The sequence below is a fragment of the Desulfosporosinus meridiei DSM 13257 genome, assembly GCF_000231385.2.
Taxonomy (GTDB): domain Bacteria; phylum Bacillota; class Desulfitobacteriia; order Desulfitobacteriales; family Desulfitobacteriaceae; genus Desulfosporosinus; species Desulfosporosinus meridiei.
In genome coordinates, this window is sequence record NC_018515.1 from 4,642,622 (window position 1) to 4,661,542 (window position 18,921).

Annotated in this window: 20 protein-coding genes and 1 pseudogene; 11 read left to right on the plus strand and 10 right to left on the minus strand. The window is 41.9% G+C overall.

Features of this window, described 5'->3' with window-relative positions; translation table 11 throughout:
* Positions 1-3 precede the first annotated feature (3 nt).
* The 4 genes from DESMER_RS21300 to DESMER_RS21315 form a co-directional block, all read right to left on the minus strand.
* Positions 4-570: a 4Fe-4S dicluster domain-containing protein gene (locus DESMER_RS21300; RefSeq protein WP_014905135.1), complete on the minus strand. Its 567-nt coding sequence runs from the start codon at positions 568-570 to the stop codon at positions 4-6.
* A gap of 12 nt (positions 571-582) precedes the next feature.
* Entirely contained in the window at positions 583-2,778 is a 2,196-nt protein-coding gene (locus DESMER_RS21305; RefSeq protein ID WP_014905136.1) for a molybdopterin-dependent oxidoreductase, read from the minus strand.
* An 11-nt stretch (positions 2,779-2,789) separates the two neighbouring features.
* Positions 2,790-3,470 (minus strand): TorD/DmsD family molecular chaperone, encoded by a 681-nt coding sequence (locus DESMER_RS21310; RefSeq protein ID WP_014905137.1) that lies wholly within the window; start codon positions 3,468-3,470, stop codon positions 2,790-2,792.
* Between the two features lie 153 nt (positions 3,471-3,623).
* On the minus strand, positions 3,624-5,213 hold the full coding sequence (locus DESMER_RS21315; protein ID WP_014905138.1) for a PucR family transcriptional regulator: 1,590 nt from the start codon (positions 5,211-5,213) through the stop codon (positions 3,624-3,626).
* A gap of 899 nt (positions 5,214-6,112) precedes the next feature.
* Between DESMER_RS21315 and DESMER_RS24600 the strand changes: the two genes are divergently transcribed.
* The 5 genes and pseudogenes from DESMER_RS24600 (at position 6,113) to DESMER_RS21340 (ending at position 10,140) form a co-directional block, all read left to right on the plus strand.
* Positions 6,113-6,220, plus strand: a complete 108-nt coding sequence (locus DESMER_RS24600; protein ID WP_242831019.1) for a DUF1659 domain-containing protein — start codon at positions 6,113-6,115, stop codon at positions 6,218-6,220.
* Positions 6,221-6,339: 119 nt separating this feature from the next.
* Positions 6,340-6,594: pseudogene (locus DESMER_RS23305) on the plus strand (DUF2922 domain-containing protein).
* A 533-nt stretch (positions 6,595-7,127) separates the two neighbouring features.
* Positions 7,128-7,784 carry a response regulator transcription factor gene (locus tag DESMER_RS21330; protein WP_014905140.1) on the plus strand — a complete coding sequence of 219 codons (657 nt, stop codon included), beginning with the start codon at positions 7,128-7,130 and terminating at the stop codon, positions 7,782-7,784.
* Complete coding sequence (locus DESMER_RS21335) at positions 7,781-9,226, plus strand: sensor histidine kinase (protein WP_014905141.1); 1,446 nt, start codon at positions 7,781-7,783, stop codon at positions 9,224-9,226. The genes DESMER_RS21330 and DESMER_RS21335 overlap by 4 nt, the downstream gene beginning before the upstream one ends.
* A gap of 44 nt (positions 9,227-9,270) precedes the next feature.
* A complete protein-coding gene (locus DESMER_RS21340; protein ID WP_014905142.1) occupies positions 9,271-10,140 on the plus strand; it encodes a hypothetical protein in 870 nt (289 codons plus the stop codon).
* 724 nt (positions 10,141-10,864) lie between these two features.
* Here the strand turns inward: DESMER_RS21340 and DESMER_RS21345 are convergent.
* Together DESMER_RS21345 and DESMER_RS21350 are read right to left on the minus strand one after the other, a co-directional pair.
* On the minus strand, positions 10,865-11,917 hold the full coding sequence (locus tag DESMER_RS21345) for a DUF262 domain-containing protein (RefSeq protein ID WP_014905143.1): 1,053 nt from the start codon (positions 11,915-11,917) through the stop codon (positions 10,865-10,867).
* Complete coding sequence (locus tag DESMER_RS21350) at positions 11,914-12,501, minus strand: hypothetical protein (RefSeq protein WP_014905144.1); 588 nt, start codon at positions 12,499-12,501, stop codon at positions 11,914-11,916. Before DESMER_RS21350 ends, DESMER_RS21345 begins: the two co-directional genes overlap by 4 nt.
* Before the next feature lie 260 nt (positions 12,502-12,761).
* On the opposite strand from DESMER_RS21350, the gene DESMER_RS22705 reads away from it, so the two are divergent.
* From DESMER_RS22705 to DESMER_RS21370, 3 genes are read left to right on the plus strand one after another with little or no spacing between them, the layout of a single operon-like run.
* Positions 12,762-14,894, plus strand: a complete 2,133-nt coding sequence (locus DESMER_RS22705; RefSeq protein WP_014905145.1) for a cell wall-binding repeat-containing protein — start codon at positions 12,762-12,764, stop codon at positions 14,892-14,894.
* Positions 14,895-14,904: 10 nt separating this feature from the next.
* A complete protein-coding gene (locus DESMER_RS21365) occupies positions 14,905-15,123 on the plus strand; it encodes a DUF3006 domain-containing protein (RefSeq protein WP_014905146.1) in 219 nt (72 codons plus the stop codon).
* Between the two features lie 56 nt (positions 15,124-15,179).
* A complete protein-coding gene (locus DESMER_RS21370; protein ID WP_014905147.1) occupies positions 15,180-15,383 on the plus strand; it encodes a hypothetical protein in 204 nt (67 codons plus the stop codon).
* 123 nt (positions 15,384-15,506) lie between these two features.
* Here the strand turns inward: DESMER_RS21370 and DESMER_RS21375 are convergent, their stop codons facing one another.
* The gene (locus DESMER_RS21375) at positions 15,507-15,719 is read right to left on the minus strand and encodes a helix-turn-helix domain-containing protein (RefSeq protein WP_014905148.1); all 213 of its coding nucleotides are present in this window, start codon (positions 15,717-15,719) and stop codon (positions 15,507-15,509) included.
* 155 nt (positions 15,720-15,874) lie between these two features.
* Here DESMER_RS21375 and DESMER_RS21380 point away from each other — a divergent pair, with 155 nt between their 5' ends.
* Both DESMER_RS21380 and DESMER_RS23840 read left to right on the plus strand, forming a co-directional pair.
* Positions 15,875-16,144: a hypothetical protein gene (locus tag DESMER_RS21380; RefSeq protein WP_014905149.1), complete on the plus strand. Its 270-nt coding sequence runs from the start codon at positions 15,875-15,877 to the stop codon at positions 16,142-16,144.
* Positions 16,145-16,287: 143 nt separating this feature from the next.
* A complete protein-coding gene (locus DESMER_RS23840; protein ID WP_014905150.1) occupies positions 16,288-16,440 on the plus strand; it encodes a hypothetical protein in 153 nt (50 codons plus the stop codon).
* A gap of 249 nt (positions 16,441-16,689) precedes the next feature.
* Here the strand turns inward: DESMER_RS23840 and DESMER_RS21385 are convergent, their stop codons facing one another.
* Genes DESMER_RS21385 through DESMER_RS21395 form a run of 3 tightly spaced genes read right to left on the minus strand, consistent with a single transcriptional unit; the run spans position 16,690 to position 17,947 of the window.
* On the minus strand, positions 16,690-16,875 hold the full coding sequence (locus DESMER_RS21385; RefSeq protein WP_014905151.1) for an aspartyl-phosphate phosphatase Spo0E family protein: 186 nt from the start codon (positions 16,873-16,875) through the stop codon (positions 16,690-16,692).
* A 47-nt stretch (positions 16,876-16,922) separates the two neighbouring features.
* Complete coding sequence (locus DESMER_RS21390; protein ID WP_014905152.1) at positions 16,923-17,168, minus strand: hypothetical protein; 246 nt, start codon at positions 17,166-17,168, stop codon at positions 16,923-16,925.
* Positions 17,165-17,947: a DNA adenine methylase gene (locus DESMER_RS21395; protein ID WP_014905153.1), complete on the minus strand. Its 783-nt coding sequence runs from the start codon at positions 17,945-17,947 to the stop codon at positions 17,165-17,167. Before DESMER_RS21395 ends, DESMER_RS21390 begins: the two co-directional genes overlap by 4 nt.
* Positions 17,948-18,186: 239 nt before the next feature.
* Here DESMER_RS21395 and DESMER_RS21400 point away from each other — a divergent pair, with 239 nt between their 5' ends.
* On the plus strand, positions 18,187-18,912 hold the full coding sequence (locus DESMER_RS21400) for a PCI domain-containing protein (RefSeq protein ID WP_014905154.1): 726 nt from the start codon (positions 18,187-18,189) through the stop codon (positions 18,910-18,912).
* Positions 18,913-18,921: the final 9 nt, after the last annotated feature.

The window sequence follows — 18,921 nt, forward strand, 5'->3', positions numbered from 1 at the left end:
GGCTTAATCCCTCCTAATCTGCTTGCCTTGTTTTGGTCCGATGAAACGAATGGCCGGCTGAGTAATGTCCGGACTTGGCAGGCCGGGTAAGGTTTTTAGCACACCCATCTTTTGATCCAAGCCCTCATTAATTTCAACCAATTGTAAGGCTTCCGGAATGCAAGCGGCGACACAGGCAGGTTTCTCTCCTTTATCAATCCTTTGATAGCACAAATTGCATTTTTCAACCTTCTTTTGAGCAGGGTTAAATTGTGGGCGATCATAGGGGCAAGCCATGAGGCAAAGACGACAGCCTATACATCGGTCATGATCGTGGACAACAATCCCGTCCTCCCGTTTTGTGTAGGCTTTGACCGGACAAACTCTCAGACATTCCGGATTAGCACAGTGATTACAGGCCATAGAGAAGAACATCCGGGTGGGCAGGGAATAATCTTCTTCACGAAGTTGGAAAACCTGACGCCAACGGGGAGCTGCATCCGTTTGATATTCATTTTTGCAGGCCATCTCGCACCCCCGACAGCCTACGCATTTTTCTGAGTTATGCAAAAAACCTAATTGCTTAGTCATTTAGATCCCTCCTTAAGCTTTTTCAATCGTAACGAAGTTGTCATGAAAAGCCACACCATTATTACCGGTGGCTTGTTTTCCCATGTCGCTGGGAGTAGCCTTCAAAGTGTAATTAACATTGAAATTGGAATCCTTATACCAGGCCTCGTAGGAAACAATCACCTCCGGCGAAGTCGTCCTGGTTAAATGGGCTTTAACGATAATTGAGCCCAAATCGTTGTAGATTTTAACCTTATCTCCTTCAGAAATTCCGTATTTTGCTGCAAGCACAGGGTGTATTTCAACTTTCGGTTCAGGGTTTGCTGCCATCATCCAGTCCAGATTTTGAAACTGAGAGTGAAGGCCGTGTTGGGGGTGAGGTGTAAAAAGGCGGATTGGGTATTTTTCCGGTGCCTTCATGTCTTCGACCCAAATCGGCAAAGCCGGTAATCCATTCTTCTCAGCTAAATTACTGTGTATCTCGATTTTATTAGAGGGGGTACGGAATTTACCGTCAGCCCAGGATGCCGGCGTCATTTTCGCTTTGCGGGGGCCTTCTATTAATTCCTGATAATCGCTGATTCCGAGTAAACTATGGATGCTCGGATTAAATTCCTTAGCGACCCATTCTTCCGGAGTTCCGCTGGTTGGGAAGGTACAGGAACCGGGGTCTAAGGCATTCATTTTTTCCGAAAGCAGCATGGCGATTTCCACATCGCTTTTGGACTCATACAGGGGATCAATAGCCCGCTGATTGATTCCGATCCAATAGTGCCAATAACTGGCCATGACATCCCAATCTTCAAAATGGGTTGTAGCCGGGAGAACAATGTCGGACATTTGCACGGTTTTGTTAAAGAAGGAATCAACAGTCACAACAAATTCCATGGCTGCAAACATTTTCTCAATAGCATTGGTATCCGGATCTTGGGAACCTGGGTTTCGGCAAGCCAGCCAGAGCATTTTGACCGGGGGATCATTTTGCGCCATCACATCATGGGCAAAGTTATTCATGTTAATGTTGCGGTCACCCTCTTTGCCGTCAGATCCGATAAATCCTTTGGAACCTTTGGGTGCTGGATTAACCATAGCGTTGTAGTTAAAGCCCCAGGTTTCCAGATGACCGTAATTGACCCCTCCGCCGGATTTGCCTACATTCCCTGTCATCACACCTAAAGCATCGATGATCCGTACGTTCTGACCGCCGTTGATATGCCGCTGCATACCATAACCCACCCACATTGAGGCCGGTTTGGTTGTCGCATACTCCCGGGCAATTTCCTTGATAATATCTTGGGGAACGCCGGTTTTTTCACTAGCCCAGTCAAGGGTAATGTTAGTCTTTAGATAATCCACCCATTCATCGAACCCTACACTATTGTTTCGAGCATAATCCCAGTCGACCCAGTTGTTGTCCAGAATATGTCGGGCCATTCCCAGGGCCAGAGCACCATCCGTACTCGAGTTAATTTGAATATACAGATCCGCTTTAGAGGCTGTTGAGGTGAGAACCGGATCGATTACAACCAGCTTGGCACCGCGTTCCCGAGCCTTATTGATAAAGGGAAGGCTGTGAATTGCTGTCCAGGCAGCATTTTGCCCCCACAGGATAAGATATTTGGTATTGACCATATCCTCTGGATCATTGCTGTAAAGGGTTCCAAAATCGTAGGTTTGGGCATCGATCCCTGCCGGCCAGCAAGGAGTGCCCAAGGCGCGCGTCGTGTAACCGATGCTGGACATGGTGCCCTCTGCTCCATAATGCACGATGCCAAAATTCCCGGAATATTTGTTAAAGCAAATCGGGAGAGTCGAGCCATAGCGGCTTTTTAGTTCAAGAATCTTTTTAGCGATGGTGTCCATGGCTTCGTCCCAACTGATGCGTGTCCAATTGCCTGAACCCCGGGGAGTTTGCTTCATGGGATATTTGACCCGATCCGGACTGTAAACCCGCCGAGTATAGGTATACCCTTTAAGACAAAGCTTGCCGTTGGTGTAACCATGCTTAGGGTCACCCTCAACCTTTTTGAGAATTCCATTTTGCACATAGGAAATTTGTCCGCAGGTATCATAGCAGTTTCTGGGACAGACGTTGCGAAAGGTTTTCATCTCTTCGAGGGAGTCGTCGGCTGCTGTAACAGATTTGGTTAATAGATTAAAGTTGAATAACGCAGCACCTGCCGCTGCTGCTGCAGTTCCGCCTATAAATTGACGACGCGATAATTTCATAATGAACCTCCTTACTTACAAAAGCTTGATTGTGTTCCGGCTACGAGGATTTTACTAAGGGCCGTGTATAGTGGATAGTCGGTTGACTTGCCAATGGCTTGGGCAAAAGCTTCTACCCATTGCTCCATGTGCTTGGAGCAAAACTCTTGGTGAAGCTCCAAATAATACTGGACTCCAGATAGATTTTGCTCTTGCTCGGAGCTAAGAGCTCTGGACAGGAGATAAGCCATGAATTCCAATTCAGTACCTATGAAATCATCCGGTTCATGCCCCTGCTCTTGGGAATGCAACCCTTCCCGGAGATACATCTTTCGTACCGCCAGGGTCTGCTCTTGCATGACTAAACCTTCTGCCGAACGATAGACTGATTCATAGGGAGGGGCTTTGGGGGCAGCTGGGCCCACAAATAGACGATTAAACTCATAGGTTAAAGCTTGGTATACTTCCGGACTACTGTTTAGGTATTCCTCTAATATTTTTACAGCGGATTCCATTTCTTGGGGACCTTCACTTTGGAGGAGGACCGCTGCAGCCTTGGTTAACGGTTCTAAAGTCTTTGCCAGCTGCTCTCCGCCTTGGTCGAAAAATCGACTTAAGGCTAATAATAGGTTAATCTTAGCTCGATATTTCTCCGGGGTTCTTTGCTTGGCACATTCTCTCATTAAAAACACCTCCCCTTTTGTTTGTACCACAAATCACTTCCTCCCTTGTAATTCGGTTTTCCCTGATTTCTTCCTTTGTAAGAAAAACTGAAAATACTCCCCACCCTTTGCACTAAACTACAAAAGCCTTTCAACCCTAAGATTGAAAGGCTTCCGCCGAAAGCGAGAAGTTTTTATTAAAGTTTATTCCGGCCACAAGGTTTTTAATTTGCCGATTTTCAAAGCGATAAATAGATTCATTTGGTTTTCCAGAACTGATAAATCACGGCCTAAAATCTCCGTGGCCTTTTTTAGGCGGTAGCGCAGTGTGTTGGGATGGAGGAAAAGCTTTTCCCCGGCAGCATTAAGATCCGTACTGGAAGTCAAATAAACTAGTAGAGTTTCTTCTAAGGCTAAATTGTTTTCTCTATCGAATTTCAACAATGGGCCTAGAATCTCATTGCGAAAATCCTCCAATTCCTGCCGATCCAGTCTATAGAGCAAGCGCATTACTCCCAGATCTTGAAAGGCAATAAGGGGTTCGTTCAAGTCAAACAATTGACCCAATTCCAAGGCCGAGCGTGCCTCTTGAAAACTCCGATGAATAGACCGGGCTGTAGGATATAGATTTCCCATTCCCCAAGAAAGCTGATGTTCTTTAGGATAAGCAGCCAGCAACTTTAAAACAGGCCGCAGAAGGGTTTGAGCTTGTTCAATCCATAAGTTTGCTGGAATCATGTCTGCTTGGGGGAATAGCATAACAATTTGGCCATTACGTTCCAGGCAAATGGTTTTGGGGCGGTAGCTTCTTAAAACAGACATGATTTCTGACATAATATCCTCGAAAATCTCTTGTTGGGGTGAGTCGGGGTCAAAACCGGGGATCTCCCCTACCACAACTAGGTGGGGTTTAGAAAAATCCCATCCCCATAATTTACCTCGGGATATAATGACCTCCAGAGAATCAAAATTATTATAAAGTAAGTCAAAAAGAAAATCCCGATGGTAATGCCGTTCATTTTCCTGGACGCACTGGGCTTTGGCCAATTCAAGAAGTAAGAGAGTTGCGGTTTTATCTAAAAATAGCCGTTCGATACTGCCCAGGGAGTTTAGTGAAGTGGCCATGCCTAGGTAACCGAGTATCCCTTGCCCCCCTAATAAAGGATACCATGTGAGAGGGACGTTGAATGGCTCAGCCCATTTGCCAGAAAAAAGTTCTTCGGCGGGGTCACATAAATTTGGCAAAGACCGCTTAGGAGATATGAAGGGTAGGGGGTTTTCAGGGAGCTCGTTTCCACCTGCCCATTCTAAGATCTCTAACTGTTTATTGAGGACAAATAGATCAAACCCTAATATTTCACGCAGATTATGCAGAATGGCAAAACTTCTTCCATGGGCCAATTGTTTTGCCAACTCCTGAAAATATTGTTCGCTTACCGCAAGAATTCTCCCCTGTTCACGTTCAATCCAGCTCACTGCACGTTCACAGAAAGCCTCCCAAGACATCTGTTTGTTAAAGGCACATTGTAAAACAATTCCATTGTTTGGATCTTTTGAAGGGTCACAACCCTTTTTTATAATACTAAGCTTTATGTTACCGTCTTCGGGTTGGAGGCTGACAAAATGACCAATCCATGGCAAGGTGATATGGCCGTGATCTTTAAATTCAAACTTCTGAACCGACCACTGCTCACATTCTTTCACTGCTGATTCATTGGGATCAGCAGGATATAAATCAACAAATTCTAAAAAACGGTTCAGGGTAATTGCGTAGGGCAACTGTTGTTTGCTCATATAGTTCTTTATCCATCCTTGTCCAACTTTTTCTTTTCATTGTTTTCCAAAAAAAATCAAGAAACTATTTAGATAGTTGATTAGAATAGTTGGCTTTTATCCGTTAAAAACAAGGTCCCTCCTGAATTTGATAATATCATTATTACCTCTCCCCTGATTTGCTGGCATTAATACATTTATAAATTTGACGCTTAGTTAACTGTGCGCCTATCTTAACATTTCTCTTATTAGAATTATAGAAAATTTTTTAATAGTCACTTTGGGAAGAATATTAAAATTGTGTTCAGCTCCCTCTTACCTCACTCTTATACTCTTCATGAGCTTCCGGATCCTTCGGCTACTTAGTCAGTTCCTTCAGCAGCTCTTCGAATTCTTTGGCTCAAATTCGGAATCGATTCCGAATTTGAACTGTCCTGTTCGGCGGTGAGCTTGGCCCCATACTCTTCAAAGATGCGCATGAGTTAATTGGCCATTCTCCATGATTGATCATGGATTTGGCCTCCGTCAGGCACCCTCCGATTTGACTGAACTGTAAAGCAGCATTCTGTTGGTCTGATTTTTAATACTGTTAATTTTCGGCCGCGATAATCTGCGGCGTCCGCTCGCTTATTTCCTTCGTCATGATTTTCGAGCTCCTCTGCTTATTCATAAGCTTTTCCGGAGGAAAAGCTCCCATAAGACAAGATGGATTTGAACAATCTTACTCATAGTTTATGTGTTCAAGCTCTCACTTGTGACAAAATACTGGTAAGAGCGTAAAGCGCCTAGGCTCTTTACGCTCTTGCCAGTATTTTTTAAACACCCTAGACAGGGGTAACCCCTGCCGGACAAGGTGCATAAGATAAAAAGGAATAACCAAGGCGTGGCCAGTCAAAATCCAGAACAAGGGGGATTTATAGATGGCTATCATTTCGTCAGGACTGGAAACCGAGATGATTGTCCGTTATCAGATCGGTATGACTGCCGACGATTCCCCGGTATTCCGAAAAAAAGCCTTTCCGGGCTGAAGATGGACGTGTCCGATGAGGATTTTTACGAAATAGCAACCACATTATACGATTTGATATCCGCAACCCGGAGTAAACGCTTTGACCTGACTGAGGAATAGATCCCCATTCAATCAATCATACGAGGGTATTGGTATGCAAATACGCAGCAGAAGACCCTTCGGCTGACCTTTGTTACAAACATGGGGAAGCACATTTACCCTTGCGCTGCCGGCACCACGGACAGCCCTGATCGCCACTGAAGTTGAGGCCGCTATGGAACTGATTATTTCCAAAAATATGTTTCTCACAACCGGCGGTGAATTGATCAACAAAAAGATATAAAAATAACAGATTCAACAACAACCGATTTGTATGATCCGCCCCTGTATTAAAGCCTACCAGAGGGGAAAATGCCTCGCCTGCCGATGGCTGTTGATTTTGCGGCCTAGGGCCGCTGTTATAAATAAAGATTCGGCCCTGCTGCGACCATGGCAGCTCAAATTCGGAATCGATTCCGAATTTGAGCAGAAACCAAGCGGTGATCCTCCAGAGATAATGCTTAAAAATTAGTTTCCTCTTTCTGTAGATAGTCAATAACCCTCTGGATTCCTGCAACTTCATAACACACACAACTGCTTCTGCAGTATTTCTAATGGTCTGTTCTAGCTCCTGAGGCAAATGCCCACTTTTATAGAGTTGCTGCGCTGAACGAACTTCAGTTTGAATACCTTAAGAACCCTATCAAAGAATTATCCCCAGGGTAAAAAACGAAAAACGCCCCTCGATAGGAGTGGTGTGACAGAGGAGGCAAAGAATTGCTATCCGCATACTGCAGTGGGCCGTTTATTCTTGCTTGGTTAGAAATTTACAACTCCCTTACAATATTGCCGAAGGGAACGTGTTAAACTATGGTCGAGGTGATTAAATGGCACATATTCTGATTGTTGAGGATGAAAAAGCAATCAATGATCTGATTGCTATGAATCTTGAATTAGTTGGACATACCAGCCAGCAAGCTTTGGCAGGGGATGAAGCACTTGAATATATAAACAAACATACTTATTCACTGATCATTATGGACATCATGCTGCCAGGGCTGGACGGATTTGACTTGATGAAGCATGTCCCGGAAAGAACTCCCGTAATCTTCCTTACAGCTATGGGCAATCTGGCAGACCGGGTTAAAGGATTTAAGTTAGGAGCAGATGACTATATTGTAAAACCCTTTGAAACCATCGAGCTGCTGGCCCGTATTGAAGCCGTGCTTCGCCGTACCCATCAGGAGTTGAATGTCTTTACCTTGGATAATACGGTGGTTAATCTGGCCAGCAGGACTGTGACAGTGGAGGGCAGGGAGATTGAGTTGGCTCTGCAAGAATATGAATTATTGGAAATCCTCATTAAAAATAAAAACATCGCTCTGTCTCGGGAAAAGCTCCTCAAAATGGCCTGGAATTATGACTACTTAGGAGAAACGCGCACCGTAGATGTGCACATTCAAAAACTGCGCAAGAAATTAAACTGGGAAAACCGAATAAAGACGGTGTATAAATTAGGCTATCGGCTGGAGGTAGACTCGTGAAATTTTGGCAGAAGGCTTTTTTAGGAATTTTGGTGGTCTTCATTATCTCCATCAATATCTGTTTGTACCTAACTTCGAATTACAGCTTTTCTCTCAACCTTAAGCGCGATAGTGACCGAGCCTTGGGTGAGTATCACTTCATTATCAATGGCGTTCAGGATACGATGAACAGCATTTACTATCGGGAAGACGCTTTCCCGACAGCTGCTTCCATTGAAAGCTTCATGCGTTCCTATGCTGATTACTATCAACAGCAAAACGTCTTTTTTGAGCTCAGTCGGTCGGGAGAGGCACTATTTAGCAATATCCCTTTTGGTGCCAAAGCCGATGTGAAGGCGGAGGACAGTGCTAAGAATACTTATACTGTAAAAGTGCTGCAGAATAACGGCATTCACTACCTGTCCATCGCAGGAAGCATCGGCGGGCAGTATGAGGATTATACCCTCACATACTTCCGTGACCTCTCGGAGTTGTATAAAGCTCACGCTCAGCTCACCCGTTATCTGATTACGATCAGCGCTTTGGTCGAAACAGTGCTCGCGTTGGTACTTGTGCTCATCCTAAAGAGACTCACTCGCCCAATCAGCATTATGCAAAAAGCTACCCGCAAAATAGCAGGGGGAGTATACGATGAACGGATCTCTATCCCGGGCCGGGACGAATTCCATGATTTGGCCGATAATTTCAATCAGATGACTTCAAGTATCCAGGAGAAGATTAACGAACTTAATCAAAATGCCCGAGACAAGCAACGTCTCATCGACAATCTGGCTCATGAATTAAGAACACCTTTGACGGCAATCCGCGGCTATGCCGAATATCTGCAAAATGCCCATACCAGTGAACCTAAGCGCCTTAAAGCCGCCGGCTATATCATCAGTGAAGTTGACAGAATGAAGAATTTAGCCTTTAAGCTCTTGGACCTGGCCTTGGCTAGAAACAGTAAACTGGAGCTGCAGGAGATTATTCCCCTGGATCTGCTTAATCAGGTTAAAGCGGCGGCGGAAGCCAAGTTAAACGAGAATGGCCAACGCCTGATTGTCCACTCCACCTTAAATAAATTAAGAGGAGACCCTATTCTACTGCAGTCATTGCTGTTGAACCTCATCGACAACGCAGCCAAGGCCTCTACTCAGAATTCCACCATTGAACTCTCCGCTTATTTTTCCTCCGCTCCTGTTCTGGAAGTCCGAGATGCGGGCAGCGGTATGGATGCCGAAGAGCTTTCCTTGATCTGTGAACCTTTTTACCGGGTGGACAAAGCACGTTCCCGCAGCTCCGGCGGTGTTGGCCTGGGCTTGTCCCTTTGCCGGGAGATTGCCCGTTTGCATGAAGGGGAGCTGAGAATTCACTCTTCTCTCAGCAAAGGAACTACGGCTCAAGTGGTTTTTACGACTCCTTTACAACCTGCTGAAAACTCCCTGATGCCTGACGAGGTATGATCTGTATGTAGCTACAAACAAATTAGAGAAAAGGAGTTTAAAACATGTTTAAGATTATACCTCATGCTAAAAAGTTCTGGATCTACGGGGCAGCAGCCGCCATGATTATCGCCAGCAGCTCAACTATGGTCTATGCTCTCAACGACAATATACCTGCCAACGCCTCAGCAAGTACAGCTTTATCCACTGCCGTCCAGACGAATGACCAGACTCAGCCCACTGCTCCTCAAGTTACTCTTGGCTACAATCTTGTTGATCTATCCAAGGGTTCCCCTGATCCGGAAAGAAAACAAGCTTTTAAAACTAAATTAAGCCTGAACAAGAATCTTACCCCAGAAGAAATTGAGGAAAAATACCAGGCAGTTCTTGCCAATACCATTCCTGGCGACAAAGATATTTCCGCAGAACAAGCTGCCGCTTATGCGGCCGAAATCCTGGTAAAAGCCTATAGAGTGGATTTTACCGGCTATACGGCTGAAGCGAGTTTCGCCAGAAGTTCTGTGCCTAATTCAGACAATTGGACCGTCGTCTTCCACACCTCCAACGATGACAAGAGCGCCAAAAGGTACTTAGCTTCGGTTGACTCTGTGAGCGGGGCACTCCTTACTGCCAGCTGCTATAACTTCTCCTACGCTGACGTAATCAGTCAAAATCCCCAGGATCCGGCTTGGGAAAAGAAGGCCCTAGCAGACATCACCCAATTATTGCCAGAAAACATCTCCATTGTTAGCAGTAAGGTCATCGCGGCAACTCCGGAAATCGGTGTTTCAGTTGTCAGCAGTTTATCCGACGGCTCAGCCTTTGCAGTCCGTTTGACAGGTGAAAACAAAGAAGCAGCTACTTATCAGTATTTCCCCGGCGGTTATGACGGAAGTTGGGATATTAGCCCAGTAACAGTTAACGGGGTCGGATAAGCCTGTTTTCTCAGCTCATCCCGCTCAGAGGTTATTTCTGTGACTTCACCCTGGTTGGCGGTCAGAGCAATTCTCCTCGGGAACTCCCCAAAGGATCATCGCCTGGATGTAGCTCAAATTGGGAATCGATTCCGAATTTAAGCAGAAACCCGGCGGTGATCCTCCAGAGATAATGCTTTAAATTATAGTTCCCTCTTTCCTCTGAATATCGAGGCGTGGCTCACTCACCCAAACCCAACAAAAAACCAAATTTATAGCAGACCCAAAGCCCCTGCCGTTCTCACCCGCTCGAGCTGCTTCAATACTGGCGTTTAGGGCTACAAGTTGACGCCTGCCGGCGTATCCAAATCAAGCGAAAGAGCATAACTACGTGAGGTGATAAATCATAATATAATTAATAATGGACAGTTTAAAATTGATTTCATTCTAGAATGCAAAAAAGCCTTGAGCAGTACAATTTTGATGATGTACCTCAAGGCTTTCGTTTTTATGTATCTCCACCACATTCGAGGGTTTAGATGGTGGAGGCGAGGCGGTACTGCTGGTATCCCTAAACAAATACCCTCTCGTCCTTTTAAAACCCACCCTCTTATATGCATCTTAAAGTTTTGTCATGCCCGTTAGTAGTTTTATGTACTGTTGAAAACAAGCAACATTCTCTAAATGGGAGTTTAGCGAACTAAACTGCAGAGTTATATTAACTCACTTAAAAACCGTTTACCACTTAATTAGTCAGAAATTTTTTAAGTAAATTTACACGTTTTATACGATTGTCTTTTCTTTTAGTTCCCTCTAAGGATAGTTGTCTATATTCGTTAATTTTTCCTAATTCTGATTCTTCTATATAACTGTCGTTATTATTAATTACTGCATCTGCAAAAATTTGCAATCTAACCTTGAATGATTCATCCTTAACATATTCGGGAATTTTTCCCAAAAAATAATCCAAAACTATTATCAAAGTATAAAGGTGTGTCACCCTTTTCATAAACTTATCAATTACCGGAGTATCTACAAAATCTTGTAATGCAGAAATTATTTTGGTAAATCTTACATAATCTTCATCTTTTTTATCATATTTTTCATTAAACATATCGTATGCTTGATTAATTGCCTCTTGGCTTAATTCGTTTTCGATTCCAAATCTAAAATAAACTAGTATTTGACTTATAAATTCAATATCAAGCATACGTCTAGTTTTACTTGGTGTAAAAATACACTTCCAAAATTCTAAATCGGCAATTCTTTCAGCTTGTTTTATGAATTCTCCGTTAAATTCGGCATTTCTAAGTTCCTGAGGATTCAATGTTTTATCTGTTGCATTTAATCTTAAAAACAACTCCACTATATGCTCTCTATCAATTTCTGTATTAATCACTCTTGAAGTGAAGGGGTAACTCCAAATTATTTTTTTCTCATCTACACTTAATTCATTAAAGTATTTATTTGAAAACGATGCATTAGAATCGCTTAGATATTGCGAGGATAAGGCGAACTCATTATTAATATAGTCTGAAATTGACCCTATACGTTGTTGGCCGTCGATAATGCTAGTTATCATCACGCCAGAGTTAGGATCAACAGATACATTATATAAATATATCTCAGGAATTGAATATCCTAGTAAAATGGTCTCAACAAGCTTAACCTGATCCCTTTTTGACCAAACATAATTTCTTTGAAATGAGTTATCAATTACTAGCGTTCCATTTTTTCGTGCATCAATAAGCCATTTAGATGTCTTGATCTCTGTTTGCATTTTTTCAATTATTCTCAATTTATTTTCTCCTTACATTCTTTTATTGACTTTTCATAATAAGATTTAACTGCATCCCAAGATTTAAATATTCTATAATTAATATCATTACCTAATTCATAATGTATCTGTATATCGGATTTGAAGCTTCCTGTTTTCTCGATCCACTTAATATACTCTTCATTCTTCTCTGTAAATCCATCAAAGATAATAAACCTTCTGAATATCGCACTGGTTACTTTCCAATGCTTATTATACTTATACTTATTATTATAGAATCCCTTAATGTATGCTTCTCTAAACATTCTATAATGTGTGTCACTAATTATTGCAATATCAATATCTGATTTATCATCAAAATCCTTCAAGTTCTTCACAGGGTTTAAACTAAATCCTAGCTTTCCACTTCCAAATATATGAACATTACTTTTATGTACATCTAATAATTTGGCTACATCGCTTTTAAATTGATCATATTTGTTAATGGATTCCATATTTGCTTGTTGACTAAAACAATATGCGTTATTGCTTAATAGATATCGTTCATAAATCTCTGTAATTTCTTTACCTAAAATCTCTCTTTTTTCTTCTAGTGAAAATGACATTGTCTCTCCTTCTCTCTCAAATTCAAAAATGCAGTGTCAAAATAATTCTACATTTCATGACATATTCCTTCTAATAGCAATATTTCTTAATTTTCATAGTTCATAAACCATGAGGTAAAATATCTTCGCTAAAGACTGCAAGAACGAACTTTCAGAGGTTACCTGAAGTAAATGATCGCAAAACAATTAATCCTGTCGACTGGCAGGATTATTCTGTGTTTTATTGAAACTTCTTAAAAAAACAAAGGAAGTGGTCATAAGTGGTAAAAGTACGGCCAAGCAGGCCAAGATTAAGAAATCGTTTTTATGTATTAGCACTTCTATTCACATTGCTCTTTCAAATGATCTTTATCGGGAACGTTTTCGCCTCCCCATCTAATCATCGAATAGCCGGCTACACTCAATACGATACCTCTGCAAACATTGCCAAAGAAGGATGGACCCAATCTGATTATGCAGTCTTGGCCTATGGTGAGAACTTTCCTGATGCCTTAGCTGCAGCACCGTTGGCCAAAAAATACAACGCGCCGATCCTTCTAACCGAGAAACAAGCCCTTACTCCAGTAATCAAACAAACTCTACAGAGCCTAAATGTAAAAAATGCCTTTATCGTAGGCGGCACCGCAGTGGTTTCTTCAAATGTTGAAAATGAACTAAAGGCAATGGGGGTTACCGTTAGTAGGTTCGCCGGCAATGACCAATACGACACCGCTATAGAGATCGCCAAACAATTGGGTTCCGTTCAAGAAATTTCTGTTGTTACGGGTAATGACTTTACTGATGCATTATCTATTGCCTCAGTAAGTGCTGTAAAAAATGTACCAATTATTTTAGTCCCTAGTGATTACATTCCCGAGAGTGTAAGTTCATATTTAAGCTCAAATACAAAAATAACAAGATCAAACATTGTTGGCAATTCATATCAGATTAGCGAGTCAGTATCAAGCAGGTTTCCTTACCCTGAAAGAATATCCGGAAACGATAAATATGCAAGAAACATCGCCATTTTGAGACACTTCGATTCCAACTATAACTTTAGTACCATCTTCATGGCTACAGGTAATGGATTTGCTGATGCTCTTTCAGGAACTGCTTATGCGGCAAAAATTTCGGCTCCAATAGTTTTGGTTGATAAGAATACTCTTTCTAGTAATACTCAAGAATATTTAAGGACTAAGGTATCTTCATCTAAAGATCTAGCTATTCTCGGCGGCGAGGCTGTCATTTCCAGTTCATTAGTAAGCTCAATCCTTGGATCATCATCAGCTACAGTCCCCAGTGGACAGGATCTGAAAGTATCTTTTATAAACGTTGGCCAGGGAGATTCCATCCTAATACAAACACCCAAAGGGAAGAATGTCTTGATCGACGGAGGTAAAACCGATCAAACCACGACCATTGAAAACTACTTAAAGTCTGTCGGAGTATCCACTGTCGATTATGTCATTGCAACACATGCTGATTCCGACCACATCGGAAGTCTTGATTCCGTCATCAAAGACTTTACTATCGGCAAGGTTTACATGCCCAACGTAACTAATAACACCTATACTTTTGAGGACTTATTGGCCGCTATGCAATCAAAGAGTTTAACCTTTAACCTAGCAAAGGCTGGTGTCGCCCTAGATCTTGAAACTGGCATAGAGGCAAATTTCGTTGGGCCAACTAAAGACTCATATGACGAGGGAAATGAGTTTTCTGCAGTCCTTCAATTAAAATATGGTTCAACCAGTTTTCTCTTTACCGGCGACGCTGAAGCTGGATCCGAGAAGGATATGATAGCATCCGGAGTCAATCTTAAAAGCACAGTACTTAAAGTTGGCCACCACGGATCAAACTCTTCAACATCGGAAGCATTCCTTGATGCAGTTAATCCGAAATACGCCGTCATCTCAGTAGGATCTAATAGTTATGGGCACCCCACCGATGAAATCCTAAATCGTTTAAGTCAGCATGGAGTTAGTGTTTATAGAACAGATATATCTGGAACAATTGTAGCCACTACCAACGGAACTTCAGTTTCATTTAACACTAATCCATCCGTTACGCCAACTACTCCTTCTACTCCTGCAACATCTCCTGTGTCTTCTGATTCCGTTAAAATTACAAGTATTGACTTAGGTGCGGAAGTTGTATCTATTAGTAACGCGGGACCCCACGAGGTTGATCTGACAGGTTGGAAACTCATAAGTGAGCAAGGTTCACAAACCTTTGCATTCCCATCCGGCACAAAGATTCCGGTTGGTGGTTCTTTAATGATTGTAAGTGGCCCTAACGCAGCAGCAGGTGCTAATACTCTACTTTGGACGCAGAGTAATATATGGAATAACAGTGGGGATCCCGGAACATTATATAATTCACAAGGTCAAGTCGTATCGAGATATCCCCAATAAGGAGGGCTGCATGATAGTTGTAGTTGATAGATTCGAAGGGAAATTTGCAGTAATTGAGTTTCCAGATCGAACAACAAAAGATGTTCCCTTAGATAATCTTCCAAGTAGCTTAAAACCAGGTGATTGCCTATTGTTTGATGATGGTAAATATTCAGTTGCACCTGAAGAGACTGAGAAGAGAAAAGCAATAATTAGGGATATGATGAAATCTATGTGGAGCGATAAATAGACTAAAAGGCCCCCAGCAACACCGCCGGGGGCTAATATTCTGGAAAGGATGATCCTATGCAAGATTCACTTAGATCAGCCGGCCAGATCGTCTTTTTGATTGTTTGGATTTTCTCCTTTGCCCTACTCTACTATTTAATCAAGACAGCTGTTACTAACGGAGTGCGCGAGGCAAATCAGCAAATCCTTGAGTCAGTTAAGCAAATAGAGAGGTCGGTCATTGAGCTGAATATGAGGATAAGCAAAAAGGAGAGCAAATAAAGCTCTTCTTAAAAAACAGAAGCCCGGTGCCACCACACACCAGGTTTCTGTCCCTAAGAAAAAACTTCCAACTGATCTACTACACTATATGACCATGTCCATAAAAGTGTGACAAAGCGCCGGCTAACACCCGGCGTCTTTTTTGTGCTCAAATATCTCACCTATTCCAACATCCAAAAAGTTACAGAGCTTATCTAAGGTTTCGAGATCAACCCTTTTAGCCCGGCCATGATAAAGCTCAACAACTGTATTTCTCGCAAGCTCAGTGCCCTTAACCACATCAGATATTTTAAGCCGTTTGCGGCCCATGATTTCGCTCAATCTATTTTCGACCAATATAATCAACTCCCTAATCCAAGAATAACAAAGTTAATAAATTTAGTCAAGAAGTTAATTGTTTTAGTTGACATCTTAGTGGTTTAGACGTATATTATGTATAACAAGTTAATTAAATTAACCAACAAAATGGTTAAATAAGGGAGGAAACGGAAATGACAGTAAAGTTTGAAGGTAATGAGTTTGCCTTACAGGTGATCGCAAAAGGAGCGTTTGTAGACAAAGGGACTTATGTCGACAGCTCGTATTTAGTAGAGGCAACCACTGTCTGCCTAAACCATATCGCCCTGAACGCCTGGATATTTATACCCGAGATTGCTACGAAGACGGCGAGAAAGGTGACGCCGAATGGAAAGCACATAAGGCTGAGTATGAGGAACGCCGAAAAACTTGGAAGGATCAGATTCTTGAAGCGTTGGAACTAGAAATTGATACGGAAAATGAGGGCGTTAGCATAACACAATCGCAATCAGAAGTATTTACGGTAGTGCGCATTAGTAAAATTGCATAGCGGAGGAAAAGCTGAAGCCGGGCAGCTGAGCCCGGCGCGAAAGAAAGGATGATATGCATGAAACGGAAAAAGATTTGGGCTTACTTGGATGGGAAAAGACTGGTCGAAGTGATACAGGGAGCGTTGGATAATAACATGACGGTTACTGATATGAAGGCTCTGCTGGTTAAGGAAAACCCCAGTAATGAAGTCACCTTCAAAGTAGTTTAACCCCGCCTGACGATGGCCACCAGGGACGTGGTCGAAACCGATCCGGACAAGCACTGGGGAGGTCGCGGGATCCCGCTTCGAGGGAGGAGTACAACTCCCCTTTATATATTTGATCTTTGACAAATAAAAAGAGCCCCCGCCGTTTAGCGAGAGCCTAAGCTTGTAACCTTATTGGACAATCCGGCATTTGGATGACAACCATAGTAACCAGATCCTTTCGAAAAAAGGAGAGCCGCTAAGCTCTCCTTTCTACACTCCCTTATTCTTATCTACTAGCGACTTTAAGACTTTATAATACTCATTCAAGACCGCATCAAGCATCTGGCTTGCAGTGATAACTTCCTGATCCGTGAGGGTGGTTTTCCCATCTTTTATCCTGACCATACTTAATCGTAATTCTTCAATCTGCTTCATTATCTCCTCTAGCTCGCGCATACAGTATCCTCCGATTAGTTTTGAGGATTAGTATACCCAGTTATGCCTCACATCTTCCATAAAAGCCACCTGCAGGTATTAAGTTCATATTTGATCTCGAAAATTTGTACTTCACCTTTGATCTCGCTCTGACATTTAAAGATGAGCATACGATTGCCAGCAAGTTTTTCTTCGGACACGGAAACTACTTTATCAATTTTAAGTTCTTTTTCATCAAGCTTGAATCTTAAGGGGTGGGGTTTGCCGTTCTCAAACCAAGCTAAGACCTCGATGGGGGCTGCTAAGAGTTTCACTTTTCTACCCCCACTTCGTAATTGCTAATGAGTAACTCCCCGGCCTTACTACTTTTGTCAGTTCTGCAGACCGAATATCTTACTTCAATCGGGTTAATGTTAAACCCGGTATACAGCTCTCGGATCTCCGGATGGTCATTAATACTCAGCAAGAACTTTCCTTGAATTTTTGCAAGGCATTCCTTAAGCCTGATATGATCTTCTTTCGTGAATGGTTTGCTCCCTTGGCTTTTGTAGTCAGCTAGGCCGTAATAAGGCGGATCGCAATAGAAAAACGTTGAGCTTCGATCATAACTGGAAATAATTTTTTCGACATCTCTATTTTCGATGATTGTATTTACCAGTCTGTCCCTCACGGATGTAATGTTATCCCTTACCCGCTCAAGAACCATTGGCGGCTTTTTCAAAGGAGTAATCATGAAGTCCTTCATCAATGCTCCAAAGCTGAAATGAAGTAGGTAATAGAATCTGACTGCCCTATTTACATCGGATGTACCGGCGAGGCTTAATGCTTTGTATTTCTGGAAGATCTCTCTTGAAATAAGCAAATAATCAAAGGCCTGAATGAATTGTTCGGGCTTTTCTTTTACGACTCGGAAGAAGTTGACCAGTTCAGAATTTATGTCGTTATAGACCTCCACTTCGGAAGGAGGCTTTTCAAAGAGTACCCAGCCAGCTCCACCAAACGGTTCACAATAGCATATATGCTCCGGGATCATTTTTACGATGGTCTTTCTTAATCTATATTTGCCACCCATCCATTTGATTGGACTGTTCATGGTTGTTCCTCCTATACTAGAACATATGTTCTATTATAGGGTATTTCAAGGAAAAAGAAAAGACCCCATAAGGGGCGTTTTCGAACAGGCTGGGACTTGAATTGGACAACGTTATTATAAAATTGAGTATTAAATTAAAACAACAAAGTATTTATTGCAATAGTAATAAAAAGTTATATTATAAGATATATACCTATAATACAATTGTAATATATTCCCACTCTTTTGGAGGTGAAAAAATGTTCGAATTAGAAAAGGAGATGACACCAGTAGTAACAAATAATCTAGGGATCTTTTCTCAAAGAATTGCAAATCACGAGAATCTAGCTTTAACCTATGAATTACCAGTGAAATATCGTCTTATTGATATGGCAATTGCCTACGCTCTTCCCGATGGGTATTTCAATAATGTAGAATCATATAGCCCATTAAAATATATCAACAATATCCTTATGGAAATACTATCTATATTTTACTTGTACCCTCAAGTTACAATAAAACGTCTCCAGAAAGAGCTCTTCATGAACCCGGATGAATTAGAAAAACTTTTATATAAGCTTATTAAGCATAAATTAATCAAACAAGTATCACGAATGTCATATCAAATTAATGATTTGGTTAAAATAGACAGTCTTGGTATGATATCTATAGAACTTAAGTTGTGTAATTGGAGAGAAGCTTTAGGACAAGCAGAATATAACCTTATGTTCTCTGATTACTCATATGTTGCCCTCGACAAAGCTAGAATTCCTAATAATGGAGTAGATTTGATTCCATTTTTTAATAGTAGAAATATTGGCTTATTATCCGTTTCAGATGATGGTAATATTGAACTACTTTTTAATCCTAAGAAAAACCGGAAAATTGATAAACGTTTATACACAATGCAACGTTTGAAAATACTGCAAAGTATTATCTCAAGTCAAAAATGGTACTTGTATTCGAAAATAGGAGAACCTAAGTAAATTACTGTA

Coding starts and splice junctions, on each gene's coding strand:
- DESMER_RS21315 (WP_014905138.1), bottom strand. CDS start 5,213: ATGAGCAAACAACAGTTGCCCTACGCAATTACCCTGAACCGTTTTTTA.
- DESMER_RS21380 (WP_014905149.1), top strand. CDS start 15,875: ATGACAGTAAAGTTTGAAGGTAATGAGTTTGCCTTACAGGTGATCGCA.
- DESMER_RS21300 (WP_014905135.1), bottom strand. CDS start 570: ATGACTAAGCAATTAGGTTTTTTGCATAACTCAGAAAAATGCGTAGGC.
- DESMER_RS21350 (WP_014905144.1), bottom strand. CDS start 12,501: ATGTCATTTTCACTAGAAGAAAAAAGAGAGATTTTAGGTAAAGAAATT.
- DESMER_RS21370 (WP_014905147.1), top strand. CDS start 15,180: ATGCAAGATTCACTTAGATCAGCCGGCCAGATCGTCTTTTTGATTGTT.
- DESMER_RS24600 (WP_242831019.1), top strand. CDS start 6,113: ATGGCTATCATTTCGTCAGGACTGGAAACCGAGATGATTGTCCGTTAT.
- DESMER_RS21330 (WP_014905140.1), top strand. CDS start 7,128: ATGGCACATATTCTGATTGTTGAGGATGAAAAAGCAATCAATGATCTG.
- DESMER_RS21400 (WP_014905154.1), top strand. CDS start 18,187: ATGTTCGAATTAGAAAAGGAGATGACACCAGTAGTAACAAATAATCTA.
- DESMER_RS21305 (WP_014905136.1), bottom strand. CDS start 2,778: ATGAAATTATCGCGTCGTCAATTTATAGGCGGAACTGCAGCAGCAGCG.
- DESMER_RS21385 (WP_014905151.1), bottom strand. CDS start 16,875: ATGCGCGAGCTAGAGGAGATAATGAAGCAGATTGAAGAATTACGATTA.
- DESMER_RS21340 (WP_014905142.1), top strand. CDS start 9,271: ATGTTTAAGATTATACCTCATGCTAAAAAGTTCTGGATCTACGGGGCA.
- DESMER_RS23840 (WP_014905150.1), top strand. CDS start 16,288: ATGAAACGGAAAAAGATTTGGGCTTACTTGGATGGGAAAAGACTGGTC.
- DESMER_RS21395 (WP_014905153.1), bottom strand. CDS start 17,947: ATGAACAGTCCAATCAAATGGATGGGTGGCAAATATAGATTAAGAAAG.
- DESMER_RS21365 (WP_014905146.1), top strand. CDS start 14,905: ATGATAGTTGTAGTTGATAGATTCGAAGGGAAATTTGCAGTAATTGAG.